The following is a 17701-nucleotide window of genomic DNA, read 5'->3' on the forward strand; positions in this document are numbered from 1 at the left end:
CCTATCCCCCGCCAGCGGGCTTAAGGAATAATCTTGCGACGACGAAACTCGTCAAACAGTGCGAACAGCATCGCTTCGGTGTCGACAAACTGATGAAAGCCAGAGCGGCGCGCCTTGCTGCCGTCGGCAAACATGTCGTAATCCCACGAGAAAACAAAGTCCGCGAAGCGCCAGCTCGCCACCGCGCGATAATCCGCTTCGGCCAGGCCATGCTGCTGCGCCAGCGCCTGCCACAACTCGCTTTTGTCTGCCATCACCGACGTCAGCGGCATAGGCAGCGGCGGCGCCACTTCCAGACCAAAGTAGCCGGCAATTTTCGGCCACATCTCACTCCAGCGAAACAGATCGCCATTGTTGATATTAAACGCCTGATTGGCCGCCGCCGGTTCCGTCGCAGCCCATAGCGTGGCGCGCGCCAGCAGACCCGCATCGGTCATTTCCAGCAGGCTGTGATAGGCCCCCGGCTTGCCGGGGAATCGCAGCGGCAACCCCAGAGACTTGCTGATAGAGGCATAGACCGCGATAGTCAGGGCCAGATTCATCGGATTGCCGAGCGAGAAGCCCCCCACCACGCTGGGCCGGATCGCGCTCCAGCGCCAATTTTTGCCCTGCTGACGCCGTTCAAGATAGCTCTGCTGCTCAAGATTAAACTCCGGCGGCATGTGCCCGGCATCGCTTTCCCGCGCCGGCGTCTTGAACGGCCCCAGATGCGCGCCGTAAACTTTATAGCCCTGCATCAGACTGATGTGCTCCAACCCATGCGCTACCGGCTCCAGCGCCTCCACCACATTGGCCAACATCGCCAGATTCGGTGCAACCAGCCCAGCCCAGTCCGGCGCATCCTGATAAGCGGCATAGAAAATATGGCTGACCTCGGTTAGCGGGCGCAAGGCATTGCGCGTCGCCTGAGCATCCAACAGATCGACCGCCACATAGCGCACTTGCGGCCGATTGACGCCCCCGCGTCGTGACAGGCCAACCACCGGCCAACCTTGCCGTTCCAGTTCTTCAATCAGCTTGCCGCCAATCACGCCGTTAGCCCCGACTACCAACGCCAGCTTTTCATTTTGCATAGGTCACCCCGCTCGCTTTTGTTTGAGGCCTTCACTGTGAGTGATTAGCAAAGCTTGCGGTAGAGGCGTAGTGTTACTAACACTTATAAGTAAAACCTATAACTGGAGCGCTGATGGACAAGCTGAACGCCATGAAGACTTTCATGCGAGTCGTGGAACTGGGCAGCCTCTCGGCAGCGGCCCGCGACTTGGGCCTGACGCAGCCGGCGGTCAGCCAGCAGATTACCGGTCTGGAACAACAACTGGGCGTGCAGTTGCTGTTTCGCAGCACCCGCTCCGTCACGCTGACCGACGCCGGCGGTGGCTATTATCGGCAAATCAAACCGATTCTGGCGGCGGTGAGTGAAGCAGAGGAAGCGCTGCACGGCATGCAGCTGCGCCTGCAGGGCCCCTTGCGCATCCACGCCCCGACCGGCTTCGGTCAACAGCACCTGACGCCGCTGGCGATAGCTTTTCAGCAACAGCATCCGGAATTGAATATCGAACTGTTGCTCGACGATCGCCGGGCTGACGTGATCGGTGAAGGTATCGACGTGGCAATCCGCTTTGGCGAAATAAATACGCCGGGCACGGTGGCGCGCCGGCTGGGGGAATTACAGCGTATTTTAGTGGCTTCCCCGGCCTATCTGGCAGCGCAGGGCGAGCCGCAAACTCCCGCAGAGCTGGCGAGACATCCGCATATCCGCTATAGCGGCTTGAGTGACGGGGATGCGCTGACCTTAATTGGCCCTCAGGGTGCCGAGGTAGTGAACCTGCGCCCGGTCTTTCGCGCCAACAATACGTTTTCGCTGCTGGCGGCCATCGAATCAGGATTGGGTATTGGCGGAGCACAGCGCCCGCTGATTGGTCGGCAACTGGCCCACGGCAGCCTGGTACCGGTGTTAACGGCCTGGCATTATCCGCCGATGGCGCTGCATGCGGTTTACCCCGCAGCGCGGTTTATTCCCGGTAAAGTCCGGGCCTGGGTAGATTATTTGCTGGCGGCGTTGGGGAGTATTGAGGGAATTAAGGTGAACAAAGCCCCCGACAAGGTGCCAGGGGCATAAAGATTATTTGAACAGTTTACCGACCATGTCACCCAGTTCGTTGCTGTTCGACTGCACTTCGCCATTTGGCGAGGCCGCGTCAGCGACCGTTGGCAGGAACTGTGCAATGGTGGCTGAAGCCTGAGCCGGATCGATCCCCAGCTTTTCCGCCAGTTGGTTGATGGCATCGCTGCCCAGCGCTTGCTGCACGTGATCGCCGCTAATCTGCTGGTTTTCACCGTTGCCCAGCCACGAGCCGACCACATCGCCGAATTGACCCTGGCGGAACTTGTCCAGAATCGCCTGCAGGCCACCCTGCTGCTCAACCCATTGCATAATGGCGACGTAATCAATGCCCTTACCGTTGGCACCGCCCAGAATGTTGCCCAATACGCTATCAAACAGACCCATGGTATTCCCCTTCCGATCGTCGGCTCTGCCGCTCGACCGCAGTGATTTAACGAAAAAGGGCCGCCGCAGCGACCCTGTTGATCAGCAACTGATTAATTTCTGATCTTTCTGTAGACAAAAAGCACCACCAGGGCACCGATGACCGCGACAACAAAGCTGCCCAGGTTGAAGCCATCAACACGGCCCATACCGAAGAAGGTACTGATATAGCCGCCGACAACCGCACCGATGATCCCCAGAATAACGGTTACGATAAAGCCGCCGCCGTCTTTGCCCGGCATAATCCATTTAGCCAAGATACCGGCGATTAACCCAAAAATGATCCAGGAAATGATGCCCATTTTTACTCTCCCTATTACTTTTTGCCCAAAGAAACTCTGTTTTCAGGCCCGCGTCGGCGCCTGATCCAACCCTGACGATACTTTCACAACCACAATCCTGTTGCCCTGTGCTGACCGTTAACGGCAGCGCGATGCAGGGTGAATCTTGATAAACACGCATATTCACACTGTTACTATAGACAAATATCAGCAGTTTACCCATTTCCGTGTGTCTGAATTTAGCTGTGCAAAAATCAACCGCATTCATCAAACTGTCATTACTCCGCGCTATAACAACAGGTGAATATTGCTGCAGGGGACAGACCATGACCAACACACCGTTTCTGCTGATACTGGCTGCAATCTATGCGCTGGCCGCCGCCTGGGACGGTTCTGCCGCCTTGTTGTTCCAGTGATGTTACACGCGCTTTGTCACTTTTCGAGTGGTTTTAAATGTGTCTTGTTTTGTCTGCAAATTTAATCAGTTGAAAAATAATGACAAATAGCGAGCAGTTTGAATAAAAATCCCATTGGCTACCGGGCCTCAATTTTCGCAAAAGGGCTTGATAAGGTGGCTGAACCACTCGGCAAAGGCGGTTAAACGTGCCGAACGTTGGCGGCGGTGAGGATAAAGCAACGCAATGCCCATTGCCGGTGGCCGGGCCTGCGGCAAAACCTCACATAAGCTCCCGTTGTCCAGGTAGTGCTGAACATCAAAGCGCGGTATCTGAATCATCCCTAATCCTGCCAGACAGCACCCAATATAATTTTCCGCATTGTTTACCGTGACCCGGCTACGCAAGATTTTTTCCATGTGCTGATCGCCCCGCTGCCAAACCCAGGTATCTGCCCCGGCCAAAGTCGGCTGCGCGTACCCTACACCCCAATGCCCCGCCAACTGCTCGGGATGCTCCGGCGTGCCGTAACATTGCAAATAGTCCGGGCTGGCGCAGTTGATCATGCTTAATCGCCCCAGCGGCTGGCTGACCAGGCTACTGTCGCTGAGACTGCCGACGCGCACCACGCAGTCGATCCCTTCCTGGATCAAATCGATCGAACGGTCGCTGGCGCTGAGAAACAGTTGAATGTCGGGGTACTGCACAAAAAAGTCCGGCAGCGCAGGCACTATCATTCGCCGGGCTATACGACTGGGCACATCGACCGTCAAACGACCGTCGATCGGGCCGTTTTGCCGATGAAACAGGCCTTCCAGTGTTTGAACGTCGAACAACAGGCTGCGCGCTTTTTCGAGCAACAGCTCACCGTCGCTGGTCAATTGCACCCGGCGAGTGGTGCGATGAAACAGGCGGGCACCCATTTCGTGTTCCAGTTGTTGTATCGCCGCCGAAACCGTGGTTTTTGGCATCAACAGGATTTGCGAAGCGCGGATGAAACTGCCCACCTCAGCAACCTGGATAAAAACCCGTAATCTCCCTATTTTATCCACCGGTTGTGCGTCCTGATTAACAGGCTGCGGCCCGGGCCGCAGCAGAATTAAGGTTAACGGGTAGTATAGCCACCGTTGGCGAACAGCGTCTGCCCGGTGATCCACCAGCCGTCAGTGACCAAAAATTTAACGATCGGCGCAATGTCCTCGATATCGGTCAGACCGGTTTTCGAGAACTTGCTCAGCGCGGCGGCACTGCTGTGGTACGCCACCGCCTCCTTGCTTTCCTGGCCATAGAAGAACGGCGTATCCATTGGTCCCGGACCAATGGCGTTCACGCTGATACCGCGTTCGCCAAACTCCTTGGAAGCCGCGCGGGTAAAGTGCTCCACCGGCGCCTTGCTGCCCGGATAGACCGCATAAAACGGCGTATAGGCCGCCAACAGCGAGCTGACAATGGTCACAATTCGGCCGTTATCGGCCAAATGTTTACCGGCCTGCTGGATAAAGAAAAATGCCGCTTTGGCATTGATGTCGAAACTGCTGTCGTAATCGGCTTCGGTCACTTCGGCAATCGGTTTTTTAATCACCAGACCGGCGGTATTGATGGCAATGTCCACCTTGCCAAACGCCTTGACGGCCTCCTCAAACAGCAGCGCCACGTTAGCCGGCTGGGTGAGATCGCCCTGCACCGCAATCGCCTGGGCACCTGCCGCCTTAACCGCCTGCAACGTTTCCTCCGCGGCAGCACGAGTGGCGTCGCTGTTGTAGTGCACCACCACGGCCGCCGCGCCGTTGGCGGCCAAATCACGCGCCACCAGGCCACCCAGGTTCTTGGCGCCGCCGGCGATCAACACCACTTTTCCATTCAAAGATTGCTTGCTCATTACAGTGACTCCGTTAGTGAAGGTTGCAACGAGTATAGAAACTGTGACCGCTCAGATAATCTGTCCAAATTGGGATGAACCATCCCGCTTTTTCGGTCAATAGCAACGATCAGGCCGTTAATTTCCACAGCGTGATCGCCCGCCGGGCATTCGGCGTAAATCGCACTACACTTGTAAGTTCCCGGCAGCAATAGTCACAACCAGAAACTATTGTTCCTCGCCCGTGGGATGCAAAACGCCTGACGGGCCACAACAGAGGTCAATGTCATGTTGATTCAACCCTATCTTTTTTTTAACGGTAACTGTGAACAGGCGATCAACTTCTACCAGCAGCAGCTGGGCGCCAGAATCGAAATGATTATGCGCTACAAAGATATGCCCGAGGAGGCCAAGCAAGGCAGTCCTCAGGACGTCAATCCAGAGTCCATCATGCATGCCCGTTTACTGATTGGCGAAACGGCGCTGATGGCCTCCGATGGGTGTCCGCAGGACGGCGGCGAAGCTTCGCATAAAGGATTTGCCCTGTCGCTGGATCCGAGCGACGTGGAACAAGGCCGAGCATTATTCGAGAAGCTGGCGCAGGGCGGTCAGGTCACCATGCCATACCAGGCCACCTTCTGGGCCAAGGGTTTTGGCATGCTGACCGACCAGTTCGGGGTCAATTGGATGATTAACGTTGAATAACCCGTCATCCCGCCAGGGTGTCCGCCACCGACAGCGGATACCCTGGTGCCAAGATCAACGGTAGTGATACCAGTCATAAGCCGCCATCGCGAACAGCACAAACAGCACCGTCAACAGCACCAGTCCCAAACGCCAATAGGGCGATTTACGCTGCCGCCAGGCAAAAATCATCATTAGCGCCAGCACACCCAAGGTCAGCGGGTAATAAACCACCAGCGTCAGCAAAGTAATAATGATGTAGTCAGACATATGCGTGAACCCTGTATTTTCTATGCCGGTTTTGCGGCGAATTGTAACACTCCGCTTGAGTGGCTCATGCATTTTTGATGTTAAGGGAGTAGTGGTCGGCGTGATTAACGAATAAGATGTAAGATTGTTCTTAACACGATTTAAAGACTTTATAACAAGGGTGACATGACACAGCAGCAACCACAGGATGCCGAACGGCCACCCAACGGTAAAAATTCCCCGTTACTTTTTCAGGCCGGCGTATTTGTCGTCATCGTTGCCGTCACGCTGATTCTGTTTAACGGCTGGCAGATTTGGAATGCGCACCAGCGCGACTTGCAAAGTGCCGAAAATGAATCGGCCAACCTGGCCCGCTCTCTGGCACAGCATGCCGATGACACCTTTATGCAGACCGACACTACGCTGTCCGATCTGACCGAACGCATTCAGACCGACGGCCTGGGCCAACCGCAACAGCTGCGACTACAGAAAGTGATGCAAACGCAGGTTGGCAACCTGCCCCAGTTGCATGGCCTGTTTGTTTACGATGCTCAAGGGAACTGGATCGTCACCTCATCGGGCCGGTTCATACAAAATGCCAACAATGCCGATCGTGAGTATTTCAAATTCCACCTGAGCCACAACAGCAACGCGATATTTATCGGCAAAGTGGTACGCAGCCGCTCTACCGGTGATTTAATCATTCCGGTCTCACGCCGGATCAACAACCCGGACGGTAGCTTTAATGGGGTGGTACTGGCCACGCTGTATGTCGATTATTTCCGCCAATTTTACGACACCTTCGCATTGAACAGTGACGCCTCGCTCAACCTGCTGTTGGCGGACGGCACCATTCTCTACCGCCGCCCCTACTCCATTGCCGCGATTGGCAAAAATATTTCGGAAGGCGTGTTGTTCCGCGAAATTCTACCCCACTCTGAGTTCGGCAATGCCACCATCACTTCGCGGTACGACAAGGTGGAACGGATCTACGGTTATTCGCGGGTTAATCGCTATCCGCTGGTGATAGCTGCCGGACTGTCGAAGGAAGATGCGCTGTCCGACTGGCGTAATGATACCGGCGTGTTTGCCCTGGGTGGCGCGACGCTGTTAATCATTTTACTGGCGATGGGTCTGGTACTGATGCGCCAGATTAACCACAGCGTACGCACCGAAGCTGAACTGATGCGCACCCGCGATCAGCTCACTACCATCAACCGAACGTTGGAAGAGTTGGCTTTGCTGGACGGGTTAACCGGCCTGGCCAACCGCCGTCAGTTTGATATTGCCATGAAGAACGAACTGATGCGCGCTTCACGCAATTACCGCAGCGTGGCGTTGCTGATGCTGGATATCGACTGTTTCAAACAATATAACGACATCTACGGTCACGTAGCCGGCGATCAGTGTCTGCAACAGATTGGACAAACGTTGAAAGGGCTGGCGTGCCGCAGCAACGATATTATGGCCCGCTATGGCGGTGAGGAAATGGCCATTATTCTGCCGGATACCGACACTCAGGGCGCACTGATTTTCGCCGAACGGGTGATTGAATCGGTGCGTGAGCTGAAAATACCGCATACGGGCAACCCTCACGGTATTGTCACCATCAGTATTGGCATCTTCGCCAAAGTGCCGCATATGTATAACGACACGCCAATCGGCTTTATTAATCAGGCCGACAGCGCCCTGTATCAAGCCAAAGCCCAGGGGAAAAACCGCATTTATCCCGCCTGACCCATTGGGCCGTCTCCCCCGGAGGCGGCCCCTGAATTTGTTTTTTTTCGGCTCGGAAAATCAAAATCAACCCGCTGATCATAAAACTAAATTTAATTTAAATCGTTAATCTACTTTCGCTGATAAATTAATTAATAGCGATTAAATCTATTTTTATCCATTCGTGCCATTAGCGCGTCGTTTAATATCTGTTTACTTTTTGGCGCATTTTAATAGTGCTAGGATAATTCAATCCAGCTATTAGCATCAACTAGTTCAATTCAACAATAATTCCCGCTGGTTATATATTCCTTTCAAATAAAAACAATCAAAACATCCCCTTCGCAAGGAGATATTATGCGCATGGAAAACCTGACGCCGGAGCAGGCGTTAGTAACGTTGCCACAGCAGCAGTGGGATAGTGCTCCGACGCCCTTTTCCCCCTCAGCCGTCGAAGCGCTTGAGCAAGGCAAGCTGGTATTTTTGCCCGAACTGGCGTTTCCCTTGTTAGCCGGTGAAATGGCGCTGCTGGATCCCGCGTTGGTCGATACAAAACGTAAAAACATCAGCTACTGGCCAGAAACGAGCAAATTATCCGGCGTGGCGATAGCCGCGCAGCAGCCACAGGTCGAGACGTTGCTGTCACGCTATTATCAAGCCTGCCTTCAACTGGTTGCCACCCTGCTCCCCCACTACCAACAAGCCCTGCATTCGCCGGTCAACACCCTGCGCCTGCATCCGGTTGCGGCCTGGCGCAAGACCAGCTCATGGCGCAAGGATGATAGCCGGCTGCACGTCGATGCCTTCCCGTCGCGCCCGAACTATGGTGAGCGCATTCTGCGCATCTTCACCAACATCAACCCCAATGGCGAACTTCGCCAATGGCGCATCGGCGAACCCTTTCCTCAACTGGCGCAACGCTTTATGCCGCGCCTGGGCCGCTATTCACCGCTGAACAGCTGGCTGCAGCACAAGGTCGGCATCACCAAACGGCGCCGCAGTCATTACGACCACCTGATGCTGCAACTGCATGATGCCATGAAAGCCGACCAGCACTATCAGCAACAGGGCCCGCAGTTGGCGCTCGACTTGCCGCCGGGCAGCAGTTGGATCTGTTTCTCCGATCAGACGCCACACGCGGCGATGGCGGGTCAGTTTATGCTGGAGCAAACTTTCCTGTTGCCCGTCACCGCAATGAAGAATCCACAGCAATCACCGCTCAAGGTACTGGAAACCCTGCTACACCAGCCCTTGATCTAATCCGGTTCCGCCAGCAGGGTTTCACCCTGCTGCTGTGCCAGTTGATAGTGGGTAACCTCGCTATGGCGGCCAATCAGTTCGGCAAGCTGCGGTGAGTGGCTGGTGATCCACAATTGGCTATAACGGCTGGCTTCGGCGATCAACATGGCCAATGCCGGCAACAGTTGCGGATGCAGACTGTTTTCAGGTTCATTGAATGCCATAAATGCCGGCGGACGCGGGCTGAGCATCGCTACCGCCAAACAGAGGAAACGCAGCGTGCCGTCGGAAAGTTCGGCACTGTCCAAGGGGCGTAAAATGCCGGCACGGTGCATCAATAGCTGGAAGCGTCCCTGAGGGGCCTGAATTTCAAATTCGCTGTCGGGAAACGCCTGCGCCAGAATGTCGCGCAGCAACTCGCCGTTGCCGATCTCGCAGATGGTTTCAAAAGCGGCCGCCAGATTACTGCCGTCATGCGCCAGTACCGGCGCGCGAATACCCACCTGCGGCGCTCGCAACGGTGAACCGGGCCACACGGCAAACTCGTGGTAAAAACGCCACTGCCGCAGATTCTCTCGTACCTGGGACACTTCAGGATACAGATGCGGATCGGCAAGCTGACCAAATACCGATTCCTCCGCATGGAGACTGGCAGGATAAGTGGCGCGTTCGCCCTGAATATTCGTCAGGAATGCACTCTGGTTGCGCCTTTCGAGTACCCGGGTTGAGGGGCGACGACCGTGGCCCGAGATCCACAGTGACTCCTCTTTGACCAGCGGGTCGAGTTGAAACAGGCTGCCGGTCGGCTCAGGGAAGCCTAGCTGCAGCTGATAGTCGAAATCATCCAGAGTGGCTGACAACAGCATCCGTTTCGGATCGCCCCGGCGATCACCCGGTCGCAATCCCCCGGCCCACATCGCCTTCTGAATGCCCCCCTCTTCAGCCAACGCAGCAGAAAGCCGCCCACAGGCGGCCTCGTGGATCAATCGCACCGCTTTATACAGGTTAGATTTTCCGCAACCGTTCGGGCCGCTGATCACATTCAGACGGCCCAATTGCAGCTGCAAATTACGTATGGAGCGAAAACCGCTCAGTTGGAGTTGTTGGATCATCGTCACCACAAACTCTGTGTCAGGAGATGGTGCATCTTACCATGGCACCATCTCACCGGCCTTTAGCTTGTCGGACCGAAGTCCCCTTCCTGCCGCGCCACCAACGTCAGGATACTGTACAGCGCCACCGCCTGCTGATGTTGGTTGAGTACCTGAACATCCCATACCACCACGCCGTGTGGACGATCCTCCGCCGTTTTCTGCGGCTTACGGATTTTCTTTTTGCAGGTCAGCCGTACCTGAAGGGTATCGCCAATCTTCACCGGCTCGATAAAGCGCAGGTTTTCCATACCGTAGTTGGCAATCACTGGCCCGACGCCCGGATCAACAAACAGCCCGGCGGCGGCAGAAACCACAAAGTAGCCGTGCGCGACCCGCTCGCCAAACAGCGATTCGGCCGCGCCGATCTTGTCCATATGGGCATAGAAGTGGTCGCCACTCAGGCAGGCAAAATTGACGATATCGGCCTCGGTCACGGTACGCCGCGCCGTCAGCAGGCTTTCGCCAAGGCGCAGTTGCTCGAAATATTTGCGGAACGGATGTACCGGCTCTTCAATCACCGTCGCGCCGCGCACCCACTCACGGCCGATTGCCGCCAGCATAGCCGGACTGCCCTGAATGGCCGTGCGTTGCATATAGTGTTTTACCGCGCGTAGCCCCCCCAATTCTTCACCGCCACCGGCTCGCCCTGGCCCGCCGTGCACCAGCATTGGCAACGGAGAACCGTGGCCGGTGGACTCCACCGCCGCCTGTTGATCCAGGATCAGCATTCGGCCATGCGCGCAGGCGGTGGCGCGGATAAAGCGCGTCGCCAGCGCCTCATCGGCGGTCACCAGTGAGCCAGCCAGACTCCCCTGGCCCATTAACGCCAGCTCAATCGCCTGTTCGGTATGCTGATAGGGCATCAGCGTCGCTACCGGGCCGAATGCTTCGGTGCCATGCACCGCCTGATGGCTAAAGGGATCGGCACAGTACAACAGCGTGGCCGGATAAAATGCCCCCTGCTGCACGCCTTCCCCGCTCACCTCCAGGTTATCCGTTCTCGCGCCGCACAACGGTTCGCAACCGTTATGCAGCAGGTAATCCACCTTCTGTTGCACATCGTCGCGCTGCTCGCGGCTGACCAAGGCCCCCATCCGCACCTGTTCCAGTTTAGGATCGCCCACCGTGACGCCACTCAGCCGCTGCAACAGCGCCTGCTGTACCTCTGCCACCCGTTTCGCCGGCACGATAATCCGCCGGATTGCGGTACATTTTTGCCCGGCCTTGGCGGTCATCTCGCGGCACACTTCTTTGATAAACAGCGCAAACTCCGGCATCTGCGGCGTAACGTCCTCGCCAAGCACGCAGCAGTTGAGCGAGTCTGCCTCCATGGTGAAAGCAATCGACTTTTGCAACAGGCGCGGGTGCGCACGCAGCTGCTGACCGGTCTGCGCCGAGCCGGTAAAGGTCACCGCATCCTGATAATCCAGATGTTCAAACATATCGCCGACGCCACCGCATACCAGTTGCAACGCGCCCTCTGGCACCAGACCGCTGTCGATAATCAGTCTGACCATCGCCTGCGTCAGCTGCGCCGTGGCGGTCGCCGGTTTGATGATCGCCGGCATGCCGGCCAACCAGGTGGGCGCCAGTTTTTCCAGCATCCCCCAGCAGGGAAAGTTAAAAGCATTAATATGCAACGCCACGCCAGGGCGTGAAGTCAGCACGTGTCGGGCGGCAAACTGCGCCTGTTTGGACAGCGGGATCAGTTCGTCTTCCGGCCACAGGGTATCGTCCGGCAGCTCGCGCCCTGCCAGCCCGGCATAGGCAAATAGCGTGGCGATACCGCCTTCGATATCCACCCAGCCGTCACTGCGAGTCGCGCCGGTCTGGTACGAAATCTCATACAGCGTTTCTTTGTTGGCCAGCAGGTGCTTAGCCACCGCTTTCATCATTTGCGCGCGCTGCTGGAAGGTCATCTGTGCCAGCGCCTTGCCGCCCTTGCTGCGCGCATACTCCAGACTGGCGGCCAGCGGTAGCCCGTCGGAACAAACCTGATACAGCGATTGGCCGGTGACGGCATGGTGGATTTCACGGGCTTTGCCCTGGCCGTACACCCAGGCGCCAGAAAGATAACTGTGTAGCTGCTGCATTTGCTCCTCCGGAATTCATAAATTTACACCACAAGGATTAATTACGTATCACATATTGTCCAGTTTTCACCAGAATGAAATTTAACAAAATAAAAACAACCAGACATTGAAAGCGCTCAGACAGGCGTTTTACCCTCATGGATTAATTTTTAATGTCATTTAAAAACAATATTATAACAACACTCCTTGTGAGCACCCTCGCAAAACCACACAAATGCCGTTTGATCTTTTTGTTATCAGTTTGTAGCCTTATGGTTAGTTAACGTGATTCACATTTTTATATTTAATGTGAAAAATACGAATCACCAAGAGGCACGCATGACAACTGACGCGCAACATCAGCAGCACTTCGACGACAAAATTGCGGCGGATACCTCGATTGAGGCCAAAGACTGGATGCCGGACGCCTACCGCCAAAACCTGATCCGCCAGATTGGCCAACATGCCCATTCCGAAGTGGTCGGCATGTTACCGGAAGCCAACTGGTTGACGCGCGCACCTACCCTGCGCCGCAAAGCGGTGTTGTTAGCCAAGGTGCAGGACGAAGCGGGGCACGGCCTGTACCTGTACAGCGCCGCGGAAACCCTGGGCTGCTCTCGTCAGGATATCTACCAGAAGATGCTCGACGGCAAGATGAAATACTCCTCGATCTTCAATTACCCGACGCTCAACTGGGCGGATATCGGGGTGATCGGCTGGTTGGTGGACGGCGCGGCCATCGTCAACCAGGTGGCGCTGTGTCGTGCGTCCTACGGCCCCTATGCGCGGGCGATGGTGAAAATTTGCAAGGAAGAGAGCTTCCACCAGCGCCAGGGTTACGAAGCTGTCATGGCGATGGCTAACGGCAGCGAACAACAGAAAGCCATGCTGCAAGATGCGATTAACCGCTTCTGGTGGCCGGTACTGATGATGTTTGGCCCCAGCGATACCGATTCACCGCACAGCGCGCAGAGCATGGCCTGGAAAATCAAACGCCACAGCAACGATGAGTTACGGCAGAAATTTGTCGACAACACCGTTCCCCAGTTGGAAGCCCTGGGCATGGTCGCACCGGACGCCGATTTGGCCTGGGACGAAGCCACCGGCCACTACCGCTTTGGCGAAATCGACTGGAGTGAACTGCATGAGGTGATCAAGGGGCGCGGCCAATGTAACCACGAACGGCTGCAAGCCAAACGCCGCGCCTGGGAGGACGGAGCCTGGGTACGCGATGGCGCTCTGGCCCACGCGTCAAAAAACACCTCAACCGCCGCATAAGGAACCGATGATGACACATGCCCAATGGCCACTGTATGAAGTGTTTATCCGCAGCAAACAAGGGCTGGCGCACCGTCACGTCGGCAGCCTGCACGCCGCCGACGACCAGATGGCGCTGGAAAACGCCCGCGATGCCTATACTCGCCGCAACGAAGGCTGCTCAATCTGGGTGGTGCAATCCAGCCACCTGATCGCCTCGCAGCCGGAAGATCGCGAAGCCTTTTTCGATCCGTCCGATGACAAGATCTACCGTCATCCGACGTTCTACACCATTCCCGACGGCATCAAGAACATGTAGGGGCGACCATGACCTTCAATAACGATCCACTCGTCACCTATGTCCTGCGTCAGGGCGATACGCCACTGATCCTCGCCCAGCGCTTGTGCGCCTGGTGCGGCCACGCGCCGGAACTGGAGATCGACCTGGCGCTGGCCAACATCGGCCTGGACCTACTCGGCCAGGCACGCAACTTTCTCGGTTATGCCGCCGAACTGGCCGGGCCGCAATTCAGCGAAGACCGACTGGCCTTCGGCCGAGACGAACGTGAGTTCCATAACCTGCTGCTGGCGGAACAGCCCAACGGCGGCTTCAACGACACTCTGGTGCGGCAGTTCCTGATGGACGCCTACCACGTGCAGCTGCATCAGGCCTTGAGCCAAAGTCGCGATGCGCAACTCGCCGCCATCGCCGCCAAGTCACTGAAAGAGGCGCATTACCACCTGCGTTTCAGCCGTGGCTGGATGATCCGTCTGGGTGACGGCAGCCCCGTCAGCCACCAAAAAATGCAGCAGTCGCTGGATGGCCTGTGGCGTTTTACCGCCGAACTGTTCCATGCCGACGAGCTTGAACTGCAGTTGGCAGAACAGGGCATCGCCGCCGATCCGCGCCAGCTTGAGGCTCCGTGGCTGGCGCTGGTTGAAGAAACGCTGCAACAGGCCACCCTGACGCTGCCGGCAGAGCAGGCGTTCCGCCACGGCGGTAAACAGGGTCGGCACAGCGAACATCTCGGTCCGCTGCTGGCCGAGATGCAGTTTCTGCAACGCGCCTATCCCAACGCAAACTGGTAAGGGGCCGCTATGAACATTACCCGGCTGCAGGCCGCGGAAATTCCGCAAATCTGGCACTGCCTGCAACAGATCAGCGATCCGGAACTGCCGGTGCTGTCGATTACCGATCTGGGCATGGTTCGCGACGTTGAAGCCGACGGCGACGGCTGGCGCATTACCTTTACGCCAACCTACTCCGGCTGCCCCGCCACCGAGTTCCTGCTCGAAGCCATCGAGCAGCGGCTGGCCGAGGCCGGCTTTGCCCCGGTCAAAGTGGACATTCGCCTCAGCCCGGCGTGGACCACCGACTGGATGAACGCCTCGGCGCGTGAACGGCTGCGTGAATACGGCGTCGCACCGCCACAGGGCCATACCTGCGACAAACCGCAGGCTGCAGGCCCGGTGCCCTGCCCGCGCTGCGGCAGCACCCACAGCGAAAAAATCAGCGAATTCGGCTCCACCGCCTGCAAAGCGCTGTATCGCTGCTGCGATTGCCGCGAACCCTTCGACTATTTCAAATGCATTTAGGAGCGCAGAAAACCATGACGGTCTTCCATCGCCTGAACGTCGCCGCCATCGAGCGCGAAACGCCGGACGCCGTAGCTATCACTCTGCGCGTGCCCGAAGAGCTGAAAAGTCATTACTGCTACACCCCCGGCCAACATCTGACGCTAAAGGCGCAGGTGGATGGCGAAGAGCTGCGCCGCTGCTACTCCATCTGCAGCGCTCCTCAGGAAGGGCTGCTGCAGATCGGCGTTAAAGCTATCCATCAGGGCCGCTTTTCCTCGTTCGTTAATCGGCTACTGAAAGTCGGCGACGCGCTGGAGGTGATGGTGCCGCAGGGCCGTTTCGGCTACCAGCCACAGGCGGAAAACAGCGGCAACTATCTGGCGATTGCCGCCGGTTCCGGCATCACGCCGATGCTGTCTATCATCAAAGCCACCCTGCAACTTGAACCAAACAGCAGCTTCACGCTGATTTACGGCAACCGCAGCAGCCGTTCGGTGATGTTCAAGGAGACGCTGTCCGATCTGAAAAACCGCTATCCACAACGTTTTCAGCCGCTGTATCTGTTCAGCCAGGAGAGCCTCGACAGCCCGCTGCTCAGTGGGCGCATCGACCGCGAGCGCCTGTTGGCGATCGGCGGCGCGCTGCTGGATTACCGCGACTATGACCATGCCTTTATCTGCGGCCCGCAAACCATGATGGACGACGCCCAAAGCGTGCTGGAACAGGCTGGCGTAGCCGCCGAGCGTATCCACAGCGAGCGCTTTAACACCAGCGGCGTGGTCGCCCGCCCGGTCAACGACACCCCGCGCAACGCCACGCGAGTGGCGATTTTGCTCGATGGCCGCCGGTTGGATATCGAGGTTGGCTCGCAGGACGACAGCATTCTGGACGCGGCGCTGCGTCAGGGTGCCGATCTTCCCTATGCCTGCAAAGGCGGCGTGTGCGCCACCTGCAAGTGCCGGTTAAAAGCCGGTCAGGTGGACATGGCCGTCAACTACAGCCTGGAGCCGGATCAACTCGCGGCAGGCTACGTATTGAGCTGCCAGTCGTGGCCACGCGGTGACGGTGTGGTGCTGGACTTTGACGTATAGGAGCCGCCAATGGAAACCCCTTTGATCCTGCAACATCGCCAGGCGCGCGTGCTGACGCTGGAACTGCACCGTCCACAAGCGCGCAATGCCCTGAACACACCCTGTCTGGAGCAGCTGGTTTATTTACTGGAACAGGCCGATGCCGATACCGCCATTGGCGCAGTAGTGATCACCGGCACAACGCGTTTCTTTGCCGCCGGTGCCGATCTGCACGAACTGCAACGGCAAGACCTGCCCGCTACGCTGACGGATCGCCGCCCGCTGTTGTGGCAACGGCTGGCGCAGTTCAGTAAACCGCTGCTGGCGGCAGTGAACGGCTATGCGCTCGGCGCCGGCTGCGAGCTGGCGCTGGCCTGCGACATTGTCATTTGCGGCGAAAGCGCCCGCTTTGGCCTGCCGGAAATCACCCTCGGCCTGATGCCAGGGGCCGGCGGCACTCAGCGCTTGATTCGCTGCGTCGGCAAGTCCTTCGCCAGTCAGATGGTGCTGAGTGGCGAAGCCATTAACGCCTCGCGCGCATTGCAGTGCGGGTTGGTCAGTGAAGTGTGCGTCGACGCCCTGACGCTGGAACGCGCACAGCAGATCGCCGAGCACATCAGCAGGCAGGCACCGCTGGCACTGCGCGCCGCCAAACAGGCGCTGAAACAGGCTGAGGAAACCGGCCTTAGCCAAGGGCTGCTCATCGAACGCCAGCAGTTTGCCACCCTGGCCGCCACCGACGATCGCCGCGAGGGCATCGCCGCCTTCTTCGAAAAACGTACGCCAAACTATCAGGGGCGCTGATTTATGGAAAACGCATTGATTCTCACCCACCTTGAAGCCGGGGTGCTGACGCTGACCCTCAATCGGCCAGACCGGCTCAATAGCTTCAACGACGAGATGCACCGCCAACTGAGCGAAGCCTTGACCCTCGCCGAGCGGGACGAAACCGTACGCTGCCTGCTGATCACCGGTGCGGGACGTGGCTTTTGCGCCGGGCAGGATCTGAACGATCGCAACGTCAGCGTCGAACAGCAGGCGCCGGATCTCGGCCTGTCGGTAGAGCGTTTTTACAATCCGCTGATCCGTCGTCTGACCGCCCTGCCAAAGCCGGTGGTGTGCGCCGTCAACGGTGTCGCGGCGGGGGCCGGCGCTGCGCTGGCGCTGGCCTGCGATATCGTGATCGCCGCCGATAACGCCAATTTTATTCAGTCTTTCTGCCGCCTGGGGCTGGTGCCGGACTCCGGCGGCAGCTGGTTCCTGCCCCGTTTGGCAGGCCACGCCCGCGCCATGGGCATGGCGCTGCTGGGAGATAAAGTCAGCGCACAACAGGCGCTGGCATGGGGCATGATCTGGCAGGTGGTAGCGGCGGACCAACTGGCCGCCACCAGCCAAACGCTGGCACAACACCTGGCCACCCAACCCACTTACGGGCTGGGGCTGATTAAAAAAGCCCTCTACAGCTCGGCGAACAATACCCTCGATCAGCAGCTCGATCTGGAACGCGACCTGCAGCGCCTCGGCGGCCGCAGCGACGACTACCGCGAAGGCGTCAGCGCCTTCTTCGCCAAACGCACCCCTAATTTCAGCGGAAAATAAT

At 57.5% G+C, this 17701-nt stretch carries 19 protein-coding genes; 11 read left to right on the forward strand and 8 right to left on the reverse strand.

Translation table 11 applies throughout. The annotated features are described in order from the left end of the window. Positions 1 to 20: 20 nt before the first annotated feature. A complete protein-coding gene (locus tag AC1RKC_RS09325) occupies positions 21 to 1073 on the reverse strand; it encodes an SDR family oxidoreductase (RefSeq protein WP_493092340.1) in 1053 nt (350 codons plus the stop codon). 113 nt (positions 1074 to 1186) lie between these two features. On the opposite strand from AC1RKC_RS09325, the gene AC1RKC_RS09330 reads away from it, so the two are divergent. Beyond that, the gene (locus AC1RKC_RS09330; RefSeq protein WP_493092339.1) at positions 1187 to 2119 is read left to right on the forward strand and encodes a LysR family transcriptional regulator; all 933 of its coding nucleotides are present in this window, start codon (positions 1187 to 1189) and stop codon (positions 2117 to 2119) included. Positions 2120 to 2122: 3 nt separating this feature from the next. Here the strand turns inward: AC1RKC_RS09330 and AC1RKC_RS09335 are convergent, their stop codons facing one another. The 4 genes from AC1RKC_RS09335 to AC1RKC_RS09350 all read right to left on the reverse strand — a co-directional run bounded on the left by AC1RKC_RS09335 (position 2123) and on the right by AC1RKC_RS09350 (position 5103). Then, the gene (locus AC1RKC_RS09335) at positions 2123 to 2509 is read right to left on the reverse strand and encodes a YidB family protein (protein ID WP_020827585.1); all 387 of its coding nucleotides are present in this window, start codon (positions 2507 to 2509) and stop codon (positions 2123 to 2125) included. Between the two features lie 92 nt (positions 2510 to 2601). Next, positions 2602 to 2850, reverse strand: coding sequence for a GlsB/YeaQ/YmgE family stress response membrane protein (locus AC1RKC_RS09340; protein ID WP_017893301.1), 249 nt, complete (start codon positions 2848 to 2850; stop codon positions 2602 to 2604). 523 nt (positions 2851 to 3373) lie between these two features. Then, positions 3374 to 4276: a LysR family transcriptional regulator gene (locus AC1RKC_RS09345; RefSeq protein WP_048760360.1), complete on the reverse strand. Its 903-nt coding sequence runs from the start codon at positions 4274 to 4276 to the stop codon at positions 3374 to 3376. 53 nt (positions 4277 to 4329) lie between these two features. Continuing rightward, complete coding sequence (locus tag AC1RKC_RS09350) at positions 4330 to 5103, reverse strand: SDR family oxidoreductase (protein WP_046373211.1); 774 nt, start codon at positions 5101 to 5103, stop codon at positions 4330 to 4332. A gap of 267 nt (positions 5104 to 5370) precedes the next feature. Between AC1RKC_RS09350 and yjdN the strand changes: the two genes are divergently transcribed. Continuing rightward, entirely contained in the window at positions 5371 to 5787 is a 417-nt protein-coding gene (yjdN, locus tag AC1RKC_RS09355) for a VOC family metalloprotein YjdN (protein ID WP_115058559.1), read from the forward strand. A gap of 54 nt (positions 5788 to 5841) precedes the next feature. Here the strand turns inward: yjdN and AC1RKC_RS09360 are convergent, their stop codons facing one another. Next, positions 5842 to 6036: a hypothetical protein gene (locus AC1RKC_RS09360; RefSeq protein WP_020827590.1), complete on the reverse strand. Its 195-nt coding sequence runs from the start codon at positions 6034 to 6036 to the stop codon at positions 5842 to 5844. Between the two features lie 165 nt (positions 6037 to 6201). Between AC1RKC_RS09360 and AC1RKC_RS09365 the strand changes: the two genes are divergently transcribed. Both AC1RKC_RS09365 and kdoO read left to right on the forward strand, forming a co-directional pair. Beyond that, the gene (locus AC1RKC_RS09365; RefSeq protein ID WP_262258764.1) at positions 6202 to 7752 is read left to right on the forward strand and encodes a sensor domain-containing diguanylate cyclase; all 1551 of its coding nucleotides are present in this window, start codon (positions 6202 to 6204) and stop codon (positions 7750 to 7752) included. A 342-nt stretch (positions 7753 to 8094) separates the two neighbouring features. Next, entirely contained in the window at positions 8095 to 8991 is an 897-nt protein-coding gene (gene kdoO / locus AC1RKC_RS09370; protein WP_262259168.1) for a Kdo hydroxylase KdoO, read from the forward strand. Here the strand turns inward: kdoO and AC1RKC_RS09375 are convergent. Together AC1RKC_RS09375 and paaZ are read right to left on the reverse strand one after the other, a co-directional pair. Beyond that, positions 8988 to 10082, reverse strand: a complete 1095-nt coding sequence (locus AC1RKC_RS09375) for an AAA family ATPase (protein WP_493092338.1) — start codon at positions 10080 to 10082, stop codon at positions 8988 to 8990. The two genes, kdoO and AC1RKC_RS09375, sit on opposite strands and share 4 nt — an antisense overlap. A 62-nt stretch (positions 10083 to 10144) precedes the next feature. Continuing rightward, positions 10145 to 12217, reverse strand: a complete 2073-nt coding sequence (gene paaZ, locus AC1RKC_RS09380; RefSeq protein ID WP_493092337.1) for a phenylacetic acid degradation bifunctional protein PaaZ — start codon at positions 12215 to 12217, stop codon at positions 10145 to 10147. Between the two features lie 318 nt (positions 12218 to 12535). Between paaZ and paaA the strand changes: the two genes are divergently transcribed. The 7 genes from paaA to paaG are packed head-to-tail and all read left to right on the forward strand — an operon-like array spanning position 12536 to position 17700. Then, the gene (paaA, locus tag AC1RKC_RS09385; protein ID WP_020827595.1) at positions 12536 to 13474 is read left to right on the forward strand and encodes a 1,2-phenylacetyl-CoA epoxidase subunit PaaA; all 939 of its coding nucleotides are present in this window, start codon (positions 12536 to 12538) and stop codon (positions 13472 to 13474) included. 10 nt (positions 13475 to 13484) lie between these two features. Then, entirely contained in the window at positions 13485 to 13772 is a 288-nt protein-coding gene (paaB, locus tag AC1RKC_RS09390; RefSeq protein WP_020827596.1) for a 1,2-phenylacetyl-CoA epoxidase subunit PaaB, read from the forward strand. Positions 13773 to 13780: 8 nt separating this feature from the next. Then, entirely contained in the window at positions 13781 to 14542 is a 762-nt protein-coding gene (gene paaC / locus AC1RKC_RS09395) for a 1,2-phenylacetyl-CoA epoxidase subunit PaaC (protein ID WP_128865346.1), read from the forward strand. Between the two features lie 9 nt (positions 14543 to 14551). Further along, positions 14552 to 15049 carry a 1,2-phenylacetyl-CoA epoxidase subunit PaaD gene (gene paaD / locus AC1RKC_RS09400; RefSeq protein ID WP_020827598.1) on the forward strand — a complete coding sequence of 166 codons (498 nt, stop codon included), beginning with the start codon at positions 14552 to 14554 and terminating at the stop codon, positions 15047 to 15049. Positions 15050 to 15063: 14 nt separating this feature from the next. Beyond that, positions 15064 to 16122 (forward strand): 1,2-phenylacetyl-CoA epoxidase subunit PaaE, encoded by a 1059-nt coding sequence (paaE, locus tag AC1RKC_RS09405; protein ID WP_116690227.1) that lies wholly within the window; start codon positions 15064 to 15066, stop codon positions 16120 to 16122. Between the two features lie 9 nt (positions 16123 to 16131). Further along, a complete protein-coding gene (gene paaF / locus AC1RKC_RS09410; protein WP_020827600.1) occupies positions 16132 to 16905 on the forward strand; it encodes a 2,3-dehydroadipyl-CoA hydratase PaaF in 774 nt (257 codons plus the stop codon). 3 nt (positions 16906 to 16908) lie between these two features. After that, positions 16909 to 17700, forward strand: coding sequence for a 2-(1,2-epoxy-1,2-dihydrophenyl)acetyl-CoA isomerase PaaG (gene paaG, locus AC1RKC_RS09415; protein ID WP_046373204.1), 792 nt, complete (start codon positions 16909 to 16911; stop codon positions 17698 to 17700). Position 17701: the final 1 nt, after the last annotated feature.

It is taken from the genome of Serratia sp. GW822-FHT06E05 (assembly GCF_058799445.1).

What these genes read in the sequence shown, in the direction of transcription:
- AC1RKC_RS09325 (WP_493092340.1), bottom strand. Translation starts at nt 1,073, where the DNA reads ATGCAAAATGAAAAGCTGGCGTTGGTAGTCGGGGCTAACGGCGTGATT.
- AC1RKC_RS09330 (WP_493092339.1), top strand. Translation starts at nt 1,187, where the DNA reads ATGGACAAGCTGAACGCCATGAAGACTTTCATGCGAGTCGTGGAACTG.
- AC1RKC_RS09335 (WP_020827585.1), bottom strand. Translation starts at nt 2,509, where the DNA reads ATGGGTCTGTTTGATAGCGTATTGGGCAACATTCTGGGCGGTGCCAAC.
- AC1RKC_RS09340 (WP_017893301.1), bottom strand. Translation starts at nt 2,850, where the DNA reads ATGGGCATCATTTCCTGGATCATTTTTGGGTTAATCGCCGGTATCTTG.
- AC1RKC_RS09350 (WP_046373211.1), bottom strand. Translation starts at nt 5,103, where the DNA reads ATGAGCAAGCAATCTTTGAATGGAAAAGTGGTGTTGATCGCCGGCGGC.
- yjdN (WP_115058559.1), top strand. Translation starts at nt 5,371, where the DNA reads ATGTTGATTCAACCCTATCTTTTTTTTAACGGTAACTGTGAACAGGCG.
- AC1RKC_RS09360 (WP_020827590.1), bottom strand. Translation starts at nt 6,036, where the DNA reads ATGTCTGACTACATCATTATTACTTTGCTGACGCTGGTGGTTTATTAC.
- AC1RKC_RS09365 (WP_262258764.1), top strand. Translation starts at nt 6,202, where the DNA reads ATGACACAGCAGCAACCACAGGATGCCGAACGGCCACCCAACGGTAAA.
- kdoO (WP_262259168.1), top strand. Translation starts at nt 8,095, where the DNA reads ATGGAAAACCTGACGCCGGAGCAGGCGTTAGTAACGTTGCCACAGCAG.
- AC1RKC_RS09375 (WP_493092338.1), bottom strand. Translation starts at nt 10,082, where the DNA reads ATGATCCAACAACTCCAACTGAGCGGTTTTCGCTCCATACGTAATTTG.
- paaZ (WP_493092337.1), bottom strand. Translation starts at nt 12,217, where the DNA reads ATGCAGCAGCTACACAGTTATCTTTCTGGCGCCTGGGTGTACGGCCAG.
- paaA (WP_020827595.1), top strand. Translation starts at nt 12,536, where the DNA reads ATGACAACTGACGCGCAACATCAGCAGCACTTCGACGACAAAATTGCG.
- paaB (WP_020827596.1), top strand. Translation starts at nt 13,485, where the DNA reads ATGACACATGCCCAATGGCCACTGTATGAAGTGTTTATCCGCAGCAAA.
- paaC (WP_128865346.1), top strand. Translation starts at nt 13,781, where the DNA reads ATGACCTTCAATAACGATCCACTCGTCACCTATGTCCTGCGTCAGGGC.
- paaD (WP_020827598.1), top strand. Translation starts at nt 14,552, where the DNA reads ATGAACATTACCCGGCTGCAGGCCGCGGAAATTCCGCAAATCTGGCAC.
- paaE (WP_116690227.1), top strand. Translation starts at nt 15,064, where the DNA reads ATGACGGTCTTCCATCGCCTGAACGTCGCCGCCATCGAGCGCGAAACG.
- paaF (WP_020827600.1), top strand. Translation starts at nt 16,132, where the DNA reads ATGGAAACCCCTTTGATCCTGCAACATCGCCAGGCGCGCGTGCTGACG.
- paaG (WP_046373204.1), top strand. Translation starts at nt 16,909, where the DNA reads ATGGAAAACGCATTGATTCTCACCCACCTTGAAGCCGGGGTGCTGACG.